At 59.3% G+C, this 17,928-nt stretch carries 16 protein-coding genes and 1 pseudogene; 11 read left to right on the top strand and 6 right to left on the bottom strand.

Annotation, left to right across the window (positions count from 1 at the left end; translation table 11 throughout):
* Window positions 1–2: 2 nt before the first annotated feature.
* From VHB22_RS06595 to motA, 3 genes are all read right to left on the bottom strand, one after another.
* A complete protein-coding gene (locus tag VHB22_RS06595; RefSeq protein WP_414652715.1) occupies window positions 3–359 on the bottom strand; it encodes a FliM/FliN family flagellar motor switch protein in 357 nt (118 codons plus the stop codon).
* Window positions 360–518: 159 nt separating this feature from the next.
* Window positions 519–1,484, bottom strand: a complete 966-nt coding sequence (locus VHB22_RS06590) for a FliM/FliN family flagellar motor switch protein (RefSeq protein ID WP_325456166.1) — start codon at window positions 1,482–1,484, stop codon at window positions 519–521.
* 85 nt (window positions 1,485–1,569) lie between these two features.
* A complete protein-coding gene (motA, locus tag VHB22_RS06585; RefSeq protein ID WP_325456165.1) occupies window positions 1,570–2,460 on the bottom strand; it encodes a flagellar motor stator protein MotA in 891 nt (296 codons plus the stop codon).
* 202 nt (window positions 2,461–2,662) lie between these two features.
* Between motA and flgF the strand changes: the two genes are divergently transcribed.
* The 3 genes from flgF to VHB22_RS06570 all read left to right on the top strand — a co-directional run bounded on the left by flgF (window position 2,663) and on the right by VHB22_RS06570 (window position 5,493).
* On the top strand, window positions 2,663–3,385 hold the full coding sequence (flgF, locus tag VHB22_RS06580; RefSeq protein WP_325456164.1) for a flagellar basal-body rod protein FlgF: 723 nt from the start codon (window positions 2,663–2,665) through the stop codon (window positions 3,383–3,385).
* Window positions 3,386–3,452: 67 nt separating this feature from the next.
* Window positions 3,453–4,826, top strand: coding sequence for a FliI/YscN family ATPase (locus tag VHB22_RS06575; RefSeq protein WP_325456163.1), 1,374 nt, complete (start codon window positions 3,453–3,455; stop codon window positions 4,824–4,826).
* A 70-nt stretch (window positions 4,827–4,896) separates the two neighbouring features.
* Window positions 4,897–5,493 (top strand): hypothetical protein, encoded by a 597-nt coding sequence (locus VHB22_RS06570; RefSeq protein WP_325456162.1) that lies wholly within the window; start codon window positions 4,897–4,899, stop codon window positions 5,491–5,493.
* A gap of 6 nt (window positions 5,494–5,499) precedes the next feature.
* On the opposite strand, the gene VHB22_RS06565 is transcribed toward VHB22_RS06570, so the two are convergent.
* The 3 genes from VHB22_RS06565 to VHB22_RS06555 form a co-directional block, all read right to left on the bottom strand.
* On the bottom strand, window positions 5,500–6,216 hold the full coding sequence (locus tag VHB22_RS06565; RefSeq protein ID WP_325456161.1) for a lysozyme: 717 nt from the start codon (window positions 6,214–6,216) through the stop codon (window positions 5,500–5,502).
* Window positions 6,217–6,279: 63 nt separating this feature from the next.
* Window positions 6,280–7,512 (bottom strand): CBS domain-containing protein, encoded by a 1,233-nt coding sequence (locus tag VHB22_RS06560; RefSeq protein WP_325456160.1) that lies wholly within the window; start codon window positions 7,510–7,512, stop codon window positions 6,280–6,282.
* 211 nt (window positions 7,513–7,723) lie between these two features.
* On the bottom strand, window positions 7,724–8,689 hold the full coding sequence (locus VHB22_RS06555) for a LysR family transcriptional regulator (protein WP_325456159.1): 966 nt from the start codon (window positions 8,687–8,689) through the stop codon (window positions 7,724–7,726).
* A gap of 110 nt (window positions 8,690–8,799) precedes the next feature.
* On the opposite strand from VHB22_RS06555, the gene VHB22_RS06550 reads away from it, so the two are divergent.
* From VHB22_RS06550 to VHB22_RS06515, 8 genes and pseudogenes are all read left to right on the top strand, one after another.
* A complete protein-coding gene (locus VHB22_RS06550; RefSeq protein WP_325456158.1) occupies window positions 8,800–10,059 on the top strand; it encodes a sarcosine oxidase subunit beta family protein in 1,260 nt (419 codons plus the stop codon).
* A gap of 11 nt (window positions 10,060–10,070) precedes the next feature.
* Window positions 10,071–10,367: a sarcosine oxidase subunit delta gene (locus tag VHB22_RS06545; protein WP_325456157.1), complete on the top strand. Its 297-nt coding sequence runs from the start codon at window positions 10,071–10,073 to the stop codon at window positions 10,365–10,367.
* Window positions 10,364–13,351, top strand: a complete 2,988-nt coding sequence (locus VHB22_RS06540) for a sarcosine oxidase subunit alpha family protein (protein ID WP_325456156.1) — start codon at window positions 10,364–10,366, stop codon at window positions 13,349–13,351. The genes VHB22_RS06545 and VHB22_RS06540 overlap by 4 nt, the downstream gene beginning before the upstream one ends.
* Window positions 13,344–13,898, top strand: coding sequence for a sarcosine oxidase subunit gamma (locus VHB22_RS06535; protein WP_325456155.1), 555 nt, complete (start codon window positions 13,344–13,346; stop codon window positions 13,896–13,898). The genes VHB22_RS06540 and VHB22_RS06535 overlap by 8 nt, the downstream gene beginning before the upstream one ends.
* A 125-nt stretch (window positions 13,899–14,023) precedes the next feature.
* Window positions 14,024–14,677: a helix-turn-helix domain-containing protein gene (locus tag VHB22_RS06530; protein WP_325456154.1), complete on the top strand. Its 654-nt coding sequence runs from the start codon at window positions 14,024–14,026 to the stop codon at window positions 14,675–14,677.
* A gap of 229 nt (window positions 14,678–14,906) precedes the next feature.
* Window positions 14,907–15,593 (top strand): GXGXG domain-containing protein, encoded by a 687-nt coding sequence (locus VHB22_RS06525; protein WP_325456153.1) that lies wholly within the window; start codon window positions 14,907–14,909, stop codon window positions 15,591–15,593.
* Between the two features lie 166 nt (window positions 15,594–15,759).
* Window positions 15,760–17,067 (top strand): type III glutamate--ammonia ligase, encoded by a 1,308-nt coding sequence (gene glnT / locus VHB22_RS06520; RefSeq protein WP_325456152.1) that lies wholly within the window; start codon window positions 15,760–15,762, stop codon window positions 17,065–17,067.
* A gap of 163 nt (window positions 17,068–17,230) precedes the next feature.
* A pseudogene (locus VHB22_RS06515) lies at window positions 17,231–17,928 on the top strand (sulfatase); the annotation flags it as partial.

Raw genomic sequence — 17,928 nt, 5'->3', positions numbered from 1 at the left:
GTCTACTTTCCAGACGGTGCGAGCTTGCCGACCTGGGTCAGCACAACGCCGAAGCGCGAGGACGCTTCATTGAGGACGACAACTTCACCGCGTGCAATAAGGCGACCATTCACAAGGATATCGACAGAATCGCCGACCATCTTATCGAGCTTGACGACCGATCCTTTTGTCAGCTTCGCCAGGGTTGCGACGGGCATCCGCGCAGAACCGAGGACGACCTTCATCATAACAGGGAGCCCCGCAATCAGGGCACTATTGTCCACTTCCACCGCCGGTTCGCCTGGCTCTTCTTCGCCGGATTGCGCAATTTCGGGGAATGCGTCGGATTTTTCACTCGCGGCAAACGTCGCCGAGGCCATGTCGGTGAATGCCTGATCGAAGTCCTGGACGGCGGGTTCGACGCCTGATTCCATTTCATCGGTTTCGCTAGCAGTCATTTCCTAGTGCCTTCGTCTCATTGTCCGCCGATTCACGATAATCGCTCCCGAAACGTGCCGCAGCCTTGTGGGGTGCTGAGTTTAAAGACCATAAAACTCATCAATCGCGTCCCTGCTTCCATCGAAGTCGTCCTCGACGCGTAGCGTCAGCGCTGCTCCGCGCTTGCCGAGCTCGCACCAGAATAGGGGAATCTCGTCGGAATCGAGTCTGACGCGGGACAGCGATGTGCTCTGCAACTCTACGACGGAGCCGACTGCGAAACGCTGCACCTCTCCGAGTGCGATCGGCCGTTCCTCGAGAACGCCCGTCAGGTCGATAAAAGCGCGGGCAATTTCGTCTGCGAGTTGCCTCGACCATGTGGGATCTTCGTGAGATGGGGAAGCATTCGAAGTGCCGTTATCGGTTGCGGATGCTCCGGCGAGTAAATCCCTGATCGGTTCTATTGCCGCCTGAGGAATTACGACCGTAACGGTTCCGGCATAGCTTGGGTATTCGAGCGTCAGGCGGGCCGTAATGACCGGCGACGTTGCGCTGAGCTGCGGCTCCAGCTCTATCTTGTCAACGGTCTCGCCGACATCCAACGGGATATCGACGAGCAAGGAAAAGGCGCTTGTGAGAGAACGTGCAAGACGACGAAATAAAACATGAACCAGATTTGCGTCGGTCTTGGTCAGTTTGCGTGTCGAAAAACCTTCTGCAGGGAAGCTCTCGCAGCCCGACGCCGCTTCGACGAAAAGCATCGTCGTCATGCGGTCGGCAATGAAATAGAGCCAACTGCGCCAGCGCTCGGCGCGCACTGCAGCCGCGAGCGAATCCTGCGGTAGGGCGCACGCCTCTCCCAACGTCGTTGCCGATAGTTCCAACAAGTGTACGCGCAGGGGCAATGACGAAAGGTTGCCGATTTCCTCGACCATCACGCGGGGCAGCTGATTGAAAATCATCTGCAGGCCCGGAAGGCGGTCGGGCCTGTTGTGTCCAGCCGACAAAGCACGCTCTAGTGCTTTTTTTTGCGAGATTGGCAGCTCTTTGCTCGCTTCCGCGGTCACGGCGCAATCCGCTCTTTAAAGCATGCGAATGCGCTCGGCGCGGCGGCCATTACGTCCGGAGCTGCGCTAAGCGTCATCGAGATCATCAGGCCGCTTTCTTATTTTCGCCTGACGCGCGCGCGGCGCCGCCGCTGATGGTCGCGGACTCGACTTCGTTAATCGTCGGCCGTTCATAGGCCGAGATGGCTTTGCGGCCATGCTCGATCGCGACCTGCGGCATCGCCCCATTCATGAATGCCAAAAGCGATTGCTTGACGATGACGTAGGAACGTAGGCGTTTCTCGCGCACGATCTTCACTTTCGTGGAAAGCGGTCCGACCACGGCGTACGAAAAGAAAATACCGGCGAACGTGCCGACCAATGCCGACGCAATAAGATGGCCGAGAATCTCGGGCGACTGATCGATGGCACCCATCGCCTTCACGACGCCGAGGACCGCCGCGACGATGCCAAGCGCCGGAAGGCCGTCACCGACCGCGACAAGCGCATGGTATGCCTTCAGCTTATCATGGCGCGCGGTCTCGATCTCCTCGTCCATCAGGGATTCGATTTCGTGAGTCCGCGCGTTCCCCATGATAATCAAGCGGAAGTAGTCGCAGATAAAAGTCGTTAGTTCCTCGTCCGCCGTAACCGAGGGAGAGCGTTTGAAAACTTCGGCTTCCCCCGGCGCATCGATGATCATTTCCATCTCTGCGCGCGACTTGTCGCGAAGCTCGCGCATCATGAAGAAGAGGAGCGACAACAGCTCGATATGTTCTTCCATTGTCGGGACGTCGTTGCGGAACGCCTGCAGCGACGCCTTTCCGGAATCCTTGATCGTCTTCATCGGATTGGCGACGACGAACGTCCCGAGGGCCGCGCCGCAGATGATGACGTATTCCCAGGGCTGCCAGATCACCCAAACATGGCCGCCCATGGCTGTGAAGCCACCGAGCATACATGCCAAGGTGATGATAAGTCCGACGATGATGGTCACGCGGCCGCCCCCGTATTCTATGCGGAGCTTCCATAAGCGGCGCTTTGGCTTGCGTGAGACTTGCCCCCGTGAACGTACTCACTTGACAAATTTCAGCGCCGACAGGGTGTCAGGCCCCCACAAGTCGGCGCCGCTAACATTCGAGTTCAAATGCTCGAAAGCGCTTGCCTATCGCGGCAAGCGCCCATGGGACCATTAAGCGATGCAATCGAATATTTACGTCGGGCTTTCGGCTCAGCTTGCCCTGCAGAAGCGACTGGATACGGTTGCCAACAACGTTGCGAACGCTTCGACAGCGGGCTTCCGGGCTGAAGAGATGTCGTTCGAAGAAGTAATTTCGCGCAACGGCGAAAATGCCGTGAGCTTCGTTTCCGACGGCAAGACCCATCTTTCGACCGAGGGTGGCGAGCTGACCCAGACAGGCAATCCGCTCGATATTGCGGTCCGTGGCGACGCGTGGCTCGCCGTACAGACGCCGACCGGAATTGTCTATACACGCGACGGCCGCATGCAGATGAACAAGGATGGCGTGCTGACCAACCTCGTGGGCGATCCGTTCCTCGACGCCGGTGGCTCTCCTATCCAGCTTGATCCTCAAGGCGGGCGGCCGACCATCAACAAAGCCGGAACCATCGAGCAGGATGGCAACAACATCGGCGCATTCGGCCTCTACCGGATGCCGCAGGGCGCGAAGCTCTCGCGCGCTGCAGGCGCTTCGGTGATCTCGGATTTGCCTCCGGTTCCGGAAATCGATTTTCTTCGCACCGGCGTCGTGCAGGGGTATGTCGAAAAGTCGAACGTCAATCCAATTCTAGAGATGACGCATCTCACGACGTTGCAAAGGAGCTTCGATGCCGTCAGCAAGGTGCTGCAGGACACGGAGTCGTCGTTGCAGGATTCTCTGAAAACGCTGGCAGGATCGTGATGAAGCACCGGTCGGGCGCGGAACTTGGCGCGGCATGGCCTGGCCATTCGCGATCAGGGATTAACTCGTGATCGAGGCCTCTTCTCTCACGCCTTTCGACAAGCTCGATGCGCTGATTGCCTCCGCTGCCGCCTCCCGCCCGGCGCATCGGGTCTCCGGCCGTGTTGCACGCATCAGCCCGACGTATATCATCGTTTCGGGGCTTTCAAAATTCGTATCGATTGGCGATGCCGTCTCGATTGCGGGAATCGGCGGATCGGTCCTCGCCGAGGTTGCAAGCATTGAAGCCAATGCGATCAACGTAACGCCATTCATCGCCGATCACAGGATCGAGCTTGGCGCCCGTGTGACTGCCATGTCGGGTCAGCTAACGCTTTCGCCGCATGAATCGTGGCTCGGACGGACGTTGAATGCGCTTGGCCATCCCATCGACGACGGCGGTCCGCTTATTGCGGGCGATCGCGCCGTGCCGATCCAGGGCGGGCCTCCGGCGGCGCTGCGCCGGAACCGACTCGGAGAGGCGTTGACGACAGGGGTCAAAACCGTCGACCTTTTTACGCCGATTTGCGCCGGTCAGCGGATCGGAATTTTTGCGGGCTCGGGCGTCGGGAAATCGACACTTCTCGCAATGCTTAGCCGCGCACCGTCCAGTGACGTTACCGTTCTCGCGCTCGTTGGAGAACGAAGCCGAGAAGTGCGCGATTTTCTCGACGATACGCTCAGTGCATCGCGGTCACGCGTCGTTTCGGTGGTGGCAACATCCGATGAGAGCCCGATGATGCGGCGGATGGCGCCCAGCGCCGCCATGTGCATCGCCGAATACTATCGCGACCAGGGCAAAAACGTCCTGCTAATCATCGACTCGCTAACGCGCTACGCCCACGCCATACGGGAATTGGCGCTCGCATCTAATGAGCCGCCTGTGGCACGCGGATATCCGCCGAGCGTTTTCAGCGCTCTGCCGCGCCTACTGGAGCGCGCGGGAACGGGCGAGGAAGGCGCTGGCACGATCACCGCTATCCTGTCGGTTCTGGTGGACGGCGACGATCATAACGATCCGATTGCGGACGCGACGCGCGGCATACTCGACGGCCATATCGTTCTCGATCGAAGTATCGCCAGCCAGGGGCGCCTCCCTGCCGTCGATCCGCTTGCATCGTTATCGCGTTTGGCGCCCAAAATTCGTACGAAGCAGCAGGCGCAATACACGACGCAGCTGATCGAGGTTATTTCGCGCTTCGAGGACACGCGTGATCTTCGAGCCATCGGGGGTTATCGGCCTGGCAGCGACGCTATTCTCGATCGGGCGATGGAAGTGGTGCCACGTCTCTACGATGCGTTGAAGCAAAACCTCGATGAGCCGCCGGTCGAGGACGTCTATGCCTTTCTCTCGCAAGTATTACCCAATTCTCCGCGTCCAAATTCCCCGCCGCCTCGCTAGAATCGCATAATTGGCGACAAGCGGATGTGTGCCGATCCAAGCGTTCACTCTAGCTTGAGGTGCAACAAACGTGGCTAACAGCGCGGAAAGCGTCGGCCAATTACTGGCTAACAGCGCTCTCATGAAGGGCGAGCGCGACCTCTTTCGCAAACAGGATGCGGCACCTGCCGAACCTGCAAAAGCAGCCGTTCAGCCGGCGGCCGAGCCTATTGCGCACGATTCTAAGGCGGTCGCGGCGGTGCTCTTGGCGATGCTCGACGATCAGCTAGAGGCGGCGGATGCAGCAGTGGCAGCAGGAGCTGGACGGCGGTCGTCAAACGCCCAAGACGGGGACGCTTCGAAGCGCGTTGCCCAACGCTATGCTTCGGACGGTCTCCTGGGTGGAGACGATCTGCCGGGACCGCCGCAATTCATGCAGCCAGACGCGGCGCGCACCACCTCTATGGCGCCCGCCGTATCCGGCGATCTGCAAACTTTCATGCAACGATTTATTGCGCTTGCGACCAGCAAAACCGCGATCGACGAAGCCATGGGTTACAAAGCCGGGCGCTCTCAGCAGAGCAACGGTTCGACGGTTTTCAGAAATGTGCCGCTCGTCCGGACCGCCATGATAGCAGGTGTCGGCCTTTGGCTTGCAATCATAATTATAGGATGGATCGCGCGCTAAGCGCTCCTAGCTCGCGTCGACGCCAGGGGGCACGATCTGCACATCGTGCTTGGCTGTATTCTCGTCGGAATTTCGCGTGGGCTGGCTTTTTCCGACATGGGCAAGCAGAGCAAGCAACGCCGGATCGGTCCCAAGATCTGCGAAAGGCCGGTCCGTCGAAGATGGCGGCATGTCTACGTCGTTACGTGCGAGCCGCACCACGCTTGCGGGTTTGGCGAGCGTGAGCGGTTCAAATGACGATACTGCCGCGCCGCTTGGAGCAGAGGACGTGGACTGTGCAAGATTTGCCAGCACATGCGTGCTTTCCGATGCGCCCTGTCCGAACCACGAGACTTCCTGGAGGCGGCGCTGCACCAATCCATCGACGACCGAGCCGCCCGCTTTATTATACTGAAGGAAAAGCGACCGCGCTTTGTCCATGTCGCCATTGGCGATGGCGTCGCCGAGCCCGCTCTGCGCCCATGCTGTCCCCGCGTTATAGGTCAAGGATGTCAGCGCGGCTTTGCTGCCGTCGTCCAGGTCGGGGGCAAACTTATCGACGAAATCCGCGGCCTTTTGTATCTCGCCCGCGAAGCGGCGGTCGGCTTCGGCCTTGTCGATGACTTCGCCGGCATAACGCGCACGTGTTCCATAGCCGTTGGAGTTCTGCGCGTAATCCCAACGGGCTTTTGCAGAGTAGCCCTCGAATTTCTTGATGGCGTCGAGATAGTCCGGATCCAGCATGGGTAGTGTCTGCCATGCGGACCTTGCCGCAAGCTGGTGAGATGAACCGCTTTCGGCGCGCGCTTAACGACGGGCGCGTGCGACATCTCGCAAGATATTGGCTTCGAGTTGTACCTCATCCAGCCGATATTTCAGAACGTCGCCGATACTGATGAGCCCGACAACTTTCCCGTCAACGACCACGGGAAGATGGCGGATACGGCGCTCCGTCATCACGTTCGCTACCATCGCGACAGCATCTCCGGGCGCGCATGTCACAACCGAGCGCGTCATCAAATCGGAAACACGCATCTGCGGGAGATCGGTGCCAAACTCGTCGATGCCGCGCGCCAGATCACGTTCGGAGATGATGCCATTCAGCTTGCCATCGGCGTCGAGCACCAACATCGCGCCGACGCCTTCCTTTCTGAAGCCCTGGGCAAGGGCGCGCATGGTTGCGTTCGCCTCTATGGTCTTAACGGCGGAGCCTTTGGTCTTCAGAATATCGGAAACACGCATCGAGTGACTCCAGTCGAGATCGGACAAGCCTTCGCAATTGCCCGAATGCAAGCGTTGCAGAGACGACAACAGCGATGCCCGGTCCTCGGCCGTCAAAGGGTCGAGACGGCTTCTATCGGGCCCGATGAGATTGGTCAGGTCCTGAACGACGACTGTCCCGCCGATACTGAATGCCGGTGTCTCGCGACAGAACGCGCTCCGCGTCGTGATGACGGGGAAGCCCGCAGCCTTTGCGGCTTGCGTTCCAGGGCGGCATGCTTCGATGACGAGACAATGCTGGGGCGCAACATCGATGGCGGCGCGTACGTCCTGATAAAGACGATCGCAATCGTCGCCGTAGCCCATCTCGCCGGCGATAACGCAATCGAAGACCTCTCGTCCGCGCTGGCCTAGGACCGTCTCCAACAACTTTTCGGTTTGGCTCCGCTTCAACATTGAAGCGAGGACCAGCCGAAGCCCCTCCGCTCGTGCGGTTACGATGAGGTCGCGAACGCCGGGACGCGGCTCGATGTCGGCGCTCGCCAGCATCTCGGTGAAGATTTTCGATGCACGCCGGTGCATCGCGCCAATGAGAACAGAGAAATCCTCGGTCTCCGGCCGGCCGCGAAGGAGGGAGCGAACGAAATGCGCCATGCGCGCTTCGCCAGTTCCAAGCTTTGCCGTCAAGGCAAAGCCTTCACGATCGCAGGACCACTCGTAATCCGACTCGGCAAACGCTTGAGCGAACGCGCGCCAGCGCACCTCTTCGGTCTCCGCGAGCGCGCCGTCTGCTCGAATAATGATGACTTGAAGAGTCATCTACCGCCGTTCGTTCATCAAGGTCTTTCCGGTAGGTACTCCCTACCGTCGCCAGCGCCAACGCGACGTAAAGTCTGTCAAACGTGCCTTAAAATCTGGCGCTAAAAGATAGGCTGCATCGGGGCCCGATATCGCGGCGCAACACCGCAGCCGAGATTGCAACGCTTCTAAATTAATAAAATCCGGGACCTCGACGAGCTGGCGCGCTCGCTCAGCCGAGTTGGTTTTGGAGCCACGGCATCGACTTGCGCAAACTATCGAGAGTCGAGGTTTCGAGTGCGGACTTGCAGGCACGTGTCAGATCGCGCGGCAGGGTCCCGAGTTCCTGGCGCCTGCTCACGAGAGTCAGCGTTCGCTTAAGGCTTGGACCGGGAAGCGGTGCAGTGCGAATCCCGCTGTCTGCGAAACCGGCCTCGGTGACGCAGATCGGTGTCGAGATGGCGAACCCCTTGCCGCGGGCAACCATATCGGTCACGCCGAAGGGCGTATCAAATTCGAGGCCCGGCGGAATGTCCAGATTCAAGCGCCGGAGATGACGTTCGATGTCGATGCCGGTCCGGGAGCGTGCGCTGTAGCGCACGAAGGGAAGCTTTTCAGCATAGTTCGCCAGGTCCGAGACCGACTTTGGCACTTTAGATTTTGGCGGGAGGAGCAGGATGTAGGGCTCGCTCACGAGATCGAAGCGATCGAAACCTTCGACATCGCTCATGTCATCGACGCCGATGAAAAGATCGAGGTTACGCGTCAGAAGAGCACCCGCATGCGCCGACGTGAGACCGGATTGAATAGAGACCTGCTCCGCGTGCTCCGAAAGAAACGACGCAACAGGCCCCGTCAGTACCCGCGATAAACTATCCACAAGTCCGGCACGAATAAGCGCGAGACGACCGCGCGCTGTATGGCGGATCGCGGACGAGATTTGCCGTGCTTCCGATATTAACGCCGAGGCCCGCTGGCGCATGACCTCGCCAGCAGGCGTCAGCGCGATGGGGCGGACGCTGCGGTCGAACAGCTTCACGCGGGTTCGTGTTTCGAGATCGGCAATGGCCTGCGAAATGGCTGGCTGTGTCAGCGCCAGTTTCTGCGCCGCGGCCGCCATCGACCGCGCTTCGCAGACAGCGAGAAACGCTTCGAGCGCGTGCAAATCGAACGGAAGGCGGCTAATCCGTGCGGTCATACCCCGCATAATAAGTACGACTTATATTAAGGTCAATTATTGGCTGATGTATAAGTCATTTTCGAGTTAGGGATGCCTTAGATCCTCCGCGCCGAGGCTTTGAAAACATCATGCCGTCCGATCGCTATTCCATGTTTTCCGTTCTTTTCGAGGCGCTGCGAGGCCAAAAAGGCTGGCAGCCGGCGTGGCGCCAAGCCAGACCGAAACCGTCCTACGACGTTGTTATCGTCGGTGGCGGCGGACATGGACTCGCCACCGCCTATTACCTCGCGAAGCGCTATGGCCTGTCGAACGTGGCGGTAATCGAAAAAGGATGGATCGGCTCCGGCAACGTCGGCCGCAATACGACGATCGTCCGCTCCAACTACATGCTGCCCGGAAATATCCCGTTCTACGAGACCAGCATGAAGTTGTGGGAGGGTCTTGAGCAGGACCTCAACTACAATGCAATGGTCTCGCAGCGCGGCGTTCTCAATCTTTATCACTCCGACGGACAGCGCGACGCCTTTGCCCGGCGCGGTAATGCCATGCGCATGCACGGTGTCGATGCCGAGCTTCTCGACCGTGACGCCGTCCAACGGATGTATCCTTGGCTCAACTACGACGATGCGCGCTTTCCGATCAAAGGCGGCCTTCTACAGCGCCGAGGGGGCACCGTTCGGCACGATGCCGTTGCGTGGGGATATGCGCGCGGCGCTGACCGGCTCGGTGTCGATATTATCGAGAACACCGAGGTCACCGGTTTCCGCATCGATAATGGCCGGATCAATGGCGTGGAAACAACGCGCGGTTTCATAGCGGCGCGAAAAGTCGGGCTTTCCTGCGCGGGCAACTCTTCACGCGTCGCTGCGATGGCTGGCCTCAACCTGCCGATCGAGAGCCATGTGCTGCAAGCGTTCGTCTCCGAAGGCATCAAGCCGTTCATCGATGGTGTCGTTACGTTCGGCGCGGGTCATTTCTATATCAGCCAGTCCGACAAGGGCGGCTTGGTTTTCGGCGGCGACCTCGACGGTTACAATTCTTATGCGCAGCGGGGAAATCTACCTACCGTCGAGGACGTCGTCGAGGGCGGCATGGCGTTGATGCCACGTATCGGCCGGGTCCGGCTGCTGCGGTCGTGGGGCGGCATCATGGACATGAGCATGGACGGCTCGCCCATCATCGATCAGACGCCGATTACGGGTCTCTATTTCAATGGCGGCTGGTGCTACGGCGGCTTTAAGGCAACTCCTGCTGCCGGCCTTTGCTTCGCTCACCTGCTTGCCCGGAACGAACCGCACGAGGTCGCGCGCGCCTATCGCCTCGACCGCTTCCGCACCGGCCATATGGTCGATGAAAAAGGCATGGGCAATCAACCGAATCTGCACTGAGGCTTAGAAACATGCGCATCAGCTGCCCGTATTGCGGCGAACGAGCCGTCGACGAATTTACCTACCTGGGGGACGCGAGCGTGACGCGTCCGGATCCTGCCTCGGAGGATGCCGCAGACAGCTTCTACACCTACGCTTATGAGCGACGGAATGTTGCCGGCCCGACGCAGGAGCTCTGGTATCATCAAGCCGGATGCCATGCCTGGCTCGTCGTCACGCGTGATACACGCACGCATGAAATTTCCGATGTGAAATCCGCCCAAGACGTCGCTCTGACGCGGGTCAAATCGACGGCAGGTGCAGCATGAGCGCCGGAAAACAGGAATTCAGAATTGCAGGGCGCGGCCTCGTCGATCGCTCCAAACCGTTGCAGTTCACGTTCGACGGCGTTCCGTACGAAGGCTTCGCCGGAGACACGCTCGCCTCGGCTTTACTCGCGAACGGCGTCAGGCTGGTCGGCCGCTCTTTCAAATACCATCGTCCGCGCGGCATCCTGACGTCGGGCTCGGAAGAGCCGAACGCGCTCGTCGAGCTTCGGTCCGGCGCACGGCGCGAACCCAATACCAAGGCCACGACGATTGAGCTTTACGACGGCCTCGAAGCGACGAGCCAAAATCGTTTTCCCTCGTTGAAACTCGATCTCATGTCGGTCAACGGCCTTCTGTCGCCCGTCTTCTCCGCGGGCTTCTACTACAAGACGTTCATGTGGCCGGCGTCCTTTTGGGAAAAAGTCTACGAGCCGATGATCCGCCGCGCTGCCGGTCTCGGGTATCCCGCGATGGAAGCCGACCCAGACAGCTATGACAAAGCCAACGCGTTTTGCGATGTGCTTGTCGTTGGATCAGGCCCTACCGGACTGATGGCGGCGCTCTCGGCCGCGCGCGCTGGTGCACGTGTCATTCTCGCCGACGAGAGTTTTGCCCTCGGCGGACGGCTTCTTGCAGAAAGCCGGACCATCGACGGCATAAATTCAGCGGCATGGGCAAAGGCGGCCGTTGGAGAGCTTTCCTCCCTCTCCAATGTCCGCCTGTTGCCCAGGACAACGGTATTCGGTGCCTACGACGGCGGAACATTCGGTGCGGTCGAGCGCGTCGCCGACCACCTACCGCAACCGGCTTCGGGGCAACCGAGACAGCGGCTCTGGCGTATCGTCGCGAAACGAACCGTCGTCGCGCAAGGCGCAACGGAACGGCCGATCGTTTTCGGCAACAACGACAGGCCGGGCGTGATGCTCGCGAGCGCGGTGCGCAGCTACATCAACCGCTATGGCTCGGCGCCCGGACGAACGGCTGTCGTCTTCTCCAACAACGACGACGGCGCGGCGACGATCAACGATCTCAGCGCCGCCGGCATTAAAGTGGCGGCGCTAGTCGATAGCCGGCCGGCATTGCCCGACGCAATCGAAGAGCGTGCGGAAGCGCTTGGCATTCGCGTTTTCGAAGGCGGTGTCGTTTCCGATGCCGTCGGCGGATCGCGCGTAAAGGCGGCACGCATCATTGGGTCGGATGGCGCTGTTCATTCGATAGCTTGCGATCTCATTGCCGTTTCGGGCGGCTTCAATCCCAACATGCAGATGACGACGCATCTCGGCGGCCGTCCGCAGTGGCGGGATGACCTCGTTGGTTTCGTTCCGAACACGATGCCGAGGGGCATGATCGCGGCGGGCGCCGCCAATGGTGCATTTTCGCTCGCTTCCTGCCTCGCGGAAGGCGCGCGAGCGGGTACTGCCGCCGCCGCGGACGTCGGTTTCGATGCGAAGCCCGTTGCGGTTCCCGCGGCCGATGACGAGCCGACTGATATTGGGGCATTCTGGCACGTCGATCGTGCGAAACATAAAGCCTTCGTCGACTTCCAAAACGACGTAGCGGCCAGCGATATCGTGCTCGCGGAGCGTGAGGGATTCGGCGCCGTCGAGCACCTCAAGCGCTACACCACGCTCGGCATGGCAACCGACCAGGGCCGCACTTCCAACGTCAACGGCCTTGCGATCCTCGCCAGCCTCACCGGCAAGTCGATCCCTCAGACGGGTATCACAACTGCGCGTCCGCCGTATTCGCCGGTCTCTCTGGGCGCGCTCGCGGGCGAACATCGCGGCAAGCACTTCAAGCCATTCCGGCTGACACCTTCTCACAACTGGGCAAAGGAACAAGGAGCCGTCTTTGTCGAGGCTGGCCTGTGGCTGCGGGCGCTGTATTTTCCGAGGCCATTCGAGAACGATCCGCTGACGACAGTTATTCGCGAGGTCAACGGTGTCCGCAATGGCGTCGGCGTTTGCGATGTCTCGACGCTTGGCAAGGTCGAAGTCCACGGACCGGATGCGGGTAAGTTTCTCGACCGTCTTTACATCAACATGATGAGCACCTTGGCTGTGGGCAAGGCGCGTTATGGCGCGATGCTACGTGAGGACGGCATCATGATGGATGACGGCACGGCGGCACGTTTCGCGGAAGATCGCTATTTCGTCACGACGACGACGGTCAACGCCATCAAGGTCGTGCAGCACATGGAATTGTGCAAGCAATGGCATTGGCCCGAGCTTGATGTGCAGATCATTCCATCAACCGATCAATGGGCACAGTACGCGGTTGCCGGTCCGCGCGCGCGCGAACTTATTTCGCGGATCGTCGACAAGCCATTCGATGTGTCGAACGAAGCTTTCCCGTACATGGGCGTCGCGGAGCTAACAGCTCTCGGGGGGATCAAGGCGCGACTCTACAGACTTTCGTTTTCTGGCGAGCTTGCCTACGAGATCGGCGTTCCAGCGCGCCACGGCGAGCTCTTGATGCGAACGCTGATGGAAAAAGGCAAAGATCTCGGCGTCATTCCCTATGGAACGGAAGCGCTCGGCGTCATGCGCATCGAGAAAGGGCACGTCGGCGGCCCGGAGCTTAATGGCACGACCACCGCAGCCGATGTCGGACTCGGGAAGATGGCGTCGAAGAAAAAAGATTATATCGGCCGCGTGCTGGCGGGACGGCCGGGACTGACCGATCCGAGCAGGCCGCGCCTCGCGGGGTTCCGGCCCGTGGACAAGGCAGCGATACTCAGATCCGGCGCACACTTCCTCAGCCGCAATGCGGAACCTACAGCAGCAAACGATCACGGACATATGACGTCGGTCGCCTACTCGCCGTCGCTTGGGCATTGGGTCGGACTAGGGTTTCTCTCGAATGCCGAGTCGCGCATGGGCGAGATCGTACGCGCCTATGATCCGGTACGCGGTGAGGACACTCTCGTCGAGGTCGTTTCGCCGGTGTTCTACGATAGCGAAGGAGCGCGCCTCCGTGTCTAATCTTGAAAATGAAGCGGCTTTGAAAAGCAATGGGCTGACGATTTCGCGGCGCGATGACGTTGCTATGACGCACGTCGCTGTTCGGCGCGGTATGCAGGCAGACTTGGACGCTAGGGCGAGTGCAACGCTCGGGCTTTCGCTTCCATCAACGCCCCGCATTGTCGAAGCAGCCGGTAAATCGGTCGTCTGGGCAGGTCCGGAACAATGGATTGTCATCGAGCCGCAACGCGCGGGGAGCGATCCGAGCGCCGACCTCGCGGAAGCTTTCAAAGGCGCGGCGTCCATCGTCGATGTCAGTGATAGCCGGACCGTCTTCCGGGTGACCGGCGCGAAGGCGTTGGAGGTCCTGGCGCCAAGTATGGCCATCGACTTCCACGACAGCGTTTTCAAGCCGGGCGATGCCGCGATCACGCACGCGAGTCATCTGGGTGTCATGGTCTGGCGGCTTCCGAACGGTCAAGGTTACGAGTTTGCGTGCCCCCGAACCTATACGGAAGCGTTTGCCGAGTGGCTTTCCGACGCTTGCGCCAAGAAAATTTACGCTTAAATCCGCGAATTTCTGCCCGACTGTGAGACGCCGCAGGCGTCCGGGTGGAATATTCTTTCGAGACGTGCCAACTTGCGCGACCTTTAAGCCAATCTCCATGGCCCGGTCTGCTGCGGAAGGCATTCATGTCGGAAAAGACTCGCAAATCTTCGGTGGCTCTCGTCGAGCCCGACCATCTCGCTACGGGCTCCAGCGCGCCGGGCGCTGCGGAGCACACGCTTGAGCAAGCCATCGGCAATCAGGTGCGCCACCACCGCAAACACGCGGGATTAACCGTTGCCGAACTCGCTGTTGCAGCGCAAATCTCCCCCGGCATGCTCTCAAAAATCGAAAACGGGCAGATTTCACCATCGCTCAGCACGTTGCAGATGCTGGCTGCGGCGCTGAACATTCCACTAACGGCGCTTTTTGCATCATTCGAGCAGCGGCGCGATTGTTCTTACGTGAAGTCGGGCGAAGGCGTCGTCATCCGCCGGCGTGGCACCAAGGTCGGGCACCAATATCAGCTGTTGGGGCACTCCCTCGACGGCGACGTAGTGGTCGAACCCTATCTCATCACGCTCTCGGACGATGCCGTCCCTTATACGGGCTTTCAGCACGAAGGCGTGGAGTTCATTTTCATGCTCAGCGGCGAGATCGAATATGCGCACGCCGACCGGAGCTACCTCCTAAGTCCCGGAGATGCCATCCTGTTTGACAGTGCTGCACCGCACGGTCCGGCGCGTCTGATCAAGACGCCAATGACCTACCTGTCGATCATCATTTACCAGCGCCCCTAGTTCGACAGTCAGCACTCATTTCTCATTGAGAAACCATTTTTCTTCCCAGTTGACATAGCGCAGGACGCGCGATTAGTCTCAAAATGTCGTTGAGCTGGAGCCGGGAGGCGATCCATGTGCGGCATCGTCGGACTATTTCTCAACGATCCTCAGATCGAAAATCGGCTCGCCGCCTTGCCCGAGTTCGTCCTCGGTGATTTCCTTTAGCGCTGATACGTACGGGGGGATAATGCGTACGATCGATCTGGCTAAAAGCTCTTTACGGGACCTCAACGAGGAGCTTCATCGACAGTCCGATGGCGTCAACGAAGCACAATGGGAAGTCTTGAACCCTCGCGGCGGTCACGCCATTGCCGCCGGCGTCGATGCGCCTATTCACATCGATATCAAAGGTAGCGTCGGCTACTACTGCGCCGGAATGAATAAGAAAGCATCGGTCGTCGTCCATGGGTCGGCCGGTCCCGGCGTTGCCGAAAACATGATGTCCGGCAGGGTCGTCATCAAAGGCGATGCCAGCCAGTATGCCGGCGCGACGGGGCGCGGAGGACTTCTGGTCATCGAAGGCAACGCATCTTCCCGTTGCGGGATCTCGATGAAGGGCATCGACATCGTCGTTCGCGGCAACATCGGACATATGTCGGCATTCATGGCGCAATCGGGCCATCTGATCGTTCTGGGCGACGCGGGCGATGCGCTTGGAGATTCAATATACGAAGCGAAGCTTTTCGTGCGCGGCAACGTCAAGAGCCTCGGCGCCGACTGCATCGAGAAGGAAATGCGGAGCGAACACCAGCACGCCCTCGCCAAGCTCCTGTCGGCTGCCGGCATCACGGATATCAAAGCGAGCGAATTTCGCCGTTATGGCTCAGCGCGCAAACTCTACAACTTCAATATAGACAACGCGGACTCGTACTGATGTCGCCGAATATTCCGATGAAGATGGCCAATTCGTGCGTGAGGTTCGAATACGGCCTACTTTTCTGGAAGATGGCGTGCACGCGGGCGGCCCAGGCCGCCCATTTTTTTGCCTTTTATCCAACAAAACAATTGGAAATGAACCGCTAGCGTTGAGGACAGACAGCATGGCTCAGGATCTCGCCCAACTCGCGAAAGAGCGTGGCATCCGCTATTTTATGATCTCCTATACCGATCTGTTTGGGTCACAGCGTGCAAAGCTGGTTCCGGCGGCCGCGATCGGAGACATGCAAAAAGACGGCGCCGGATTTGCGGGCTTCGCGACGTGGCTCGACATGACTCCTGCGCATCCCGATCTTTTCGGCATGCCCGATCCCAATTCCGTCATCCAGCTGCCGTGGAAGAGGGACGTTGCCTGGGTCGCGGCAGACTGCGTGATGGAAGACAAGCATGTCGCGCAGGCGCCGCGCGTCGTTCTCAAGAACCAGGTTAAACAAGCCGAGGACCTGGGCCTTCACGTCAAGACCGGTGTCGAATGCGAATTCTTTCTGATCTCGCCGGACGGCACGGCGATTTCCGACACTAGCGATAACGCAACGAAGCCCTGTTACGATCAGCAGGCATTAATGCGCCGCTATGACGTCATCGCGGAAATCTGCGATTCGATGCTCGATCTTGGCTGGGGCCCGTATCAGAACGACCACGAGGACGCGAATGGCCAGTTCGAAATGAACTGGAACTTCGACGATGCGCTTGTCACGGCGGACCGCCATTCGTTCTTCAAATTCATGGCGCGCTCGATTGCCGAAAAGCATGGGCTGCGCGCGACGTTCATGCCGAAGCCATTCCCGACGCTCACCGGCAACGGCTGCCACGCGCATATTTCCGTCTGGGACAAGGATGGGAAAACGAATGCATTCTTCGACCCGACCGACGAAATGGGCCTGTCACAGCAAGGCTATTATTTTCTCGGCGGCATCATGAAACATGCCGAGGCGCTCGCAGCGATCACCAATCCGACGGTCAATTCCTATAAACGCATCAACGCGCCGCGGACGACCTCAGGAGCGACGTGGTCACCGAACTCGGTGACGTGGACCGGAAACAACCGCACACATATGGTCCGCGTGCCAGGCAAAGGCCGCTTCGAGTTGCGTCTACCTGATGGCGCCGCTAACCCCTATCTGCTCCAGGCCGTCATTATCGCGGCCGGGCTCGATGGCATCCGCTCCAAAGCATTGCCGGGCAAGCGGCTCGACATCGATATGTATCAGCATGGTCATACGGTTAAGGATGCGCCGCGTTTGCCGTTGAACCTGCTCGATGCAATCCGCGCTTTTGATAAGGATACTTCGCTCAAAAGCGCTCTTGGCGAGGAATTTGCTGCCGCCTACATCAAGCTCAAGACGGATAACTGGAACTCGTTCGCGTCTCATTTCACCGAATGGGAGCGCGAGATGACGCTTGATTGTTGAACGATCATCCCAGACATCGGCGGCTCCGGCTCTCGTCAGCCGGGCCTTTTTTATTGCGGGGCACAGTGAGGCCATTGACCCGTGACAAAATGCGTGCCCCACTTCACTATCGCGAGCTGCGGCTGTGCACCCTCGAATATAATTTTTTTGCGTTTGAAGCGACATGGTTGCCGAACCTATTGCGAATTATGACGCTTCATCTGCGCCTTCTCACGCTCGCTCGTCCAACGGAACACTATCACCTGCGGTGACGTGGGCGATCACCGGCCTCATCGCATCCGGTCTGGCCTTTTATCATTTGCGATATGAAGGATGGCTGGAAACCATCGTCTTCGCGAGTTCAATCACGGCGGCCTTATTCTTTGGCCTCACATTCCTTTCGCGCCGAATCCTATTCTCCGTCGTCCTGATTGCTTTGATGGTGACCAGCATCGTCATCGCGGCCGACGTCAAGCGGCATTACATCGAGATGGTGCTGCATTCCTATGATATTGTCTTCTATCTCACCTCGTGGTCGACGCTGATCTTCTTGTGGGCAGACCACAAGCTTATGCTTCTGGCGCTCGCGGGAATGATTGCTCTGGCCGCGGGATCGGGGATGGCCCTCTGGCAACTCGATGGGACGCGCATTTCGCGAACGGTCAGCGGTGCACTCTTTATACTTTGTGTCGCCAGCGCAGCCTGGGCGAGTCACGCCAAAGGTGAGCGGCGAAACACTCTTTTTTTCTGGGATAATCAGTATCTCGCGTCGTTCTATTCGTCGTGGTCGGATACGCTCGGCACACTCTGGCGCGGCCAGTTAATGGACGCGGCTAGATCTCAGCCGCTTCCGCCCTTCACGATCCCGACGAATTGCGACTT

Source organism: Hyphomicrobium sp. (assembly GCF_035548195.1).
Taxonomy (GTDB): domain Bacteria; phylum Pseudomonadota; class Alphaproteobacteria; order Rhizobiales; family Hyphomicrobiaceae; genus Hyphomicrobium_B.
The sequence above is the reverse complement of the archived record's forward strand: the minus strand, read 5'-3'. Positions and strand labels throughout refer to the sequence as shown.

Bases quoted from the DNA above. Each gene is read 5' to 3' on its own strand.
- VHB22_RS06560 (WP_325456160.1), bottom strand. From the start codon at position 7,512: ATGACTCTTCAAGTCATCATTATTCGAGCAGACGGCGCGCTCGCGGAG.
- flgF (WP_325456164.1), top strand. From the start codon at position 2,663: ATGCAATCGAATATTTACGTCGGGCTTTCGGCTCAGCTTGCCCTGCAG.
- VHB22_RS06545 (WP_325456157.1), top strand. From the start codon at position 10,071: ATGCGCATCAGCTGCCCGTATTGCGGCGAACGAGCCGTCGACGAATTT.
- VHB22_RS06530 (WP_325456154.1), top strand. From the start codon at position 14,024: ATGTCGGAAAAGACTCGCAAATCTTCGGTGGCTCTCGTCGAGCCCGAC.
- VHB22_RS06595 (WP_414652715.1), bottom strand. From the start codon at position 359: ATGGCCTCGGCGACGTTTGCCGCGAGTGAAAAATCCGACGCATTCCCC.
- VHB22_RS06565 (WP_325456161.1), bottom strand. From the start codon at position 6,216: ATGCTGGATCCGGACTATCTCGACGCCATCAAGAAATTCGAGGGCTAC.
- VHB22_RS06525 (WP_325456153.1), top strand. From the start codon at position 14,907: ATGCGTACGATCGATCTGGCTAAAAGCTCTTTACGGGACCTCAACGAG.
- glnT (WP_325456152.1), top strand. From the start codon at position 15,760: ATGGCTCAGGATCTCGCCCAACTCGCGAAAGAGCGTGGCATCCGCTAT.
- VHB22_RS06555 (WP_325456159.1), bottom strand. From the start codon at position 8,689: ATGACCGCACGGATTAGCCGCCTTCCGTTCGATTTGCACGCGCTCGAA.
- VHB22_RS06540 (WP_325456156.1), top strand. From the start codon at position 10,364: ATGAGCGCCGGAAAACAGGAATTCAGAATTGCAGGGCGCGGCCTCGTC.
- VHB22_RS06550 (WP_325456158.1), top strand. From the start codon at position 8,800: ATGCCGTCCGATCGCTATTCCATGTTTTCCGTTCTTTTCGAGGCGCTG.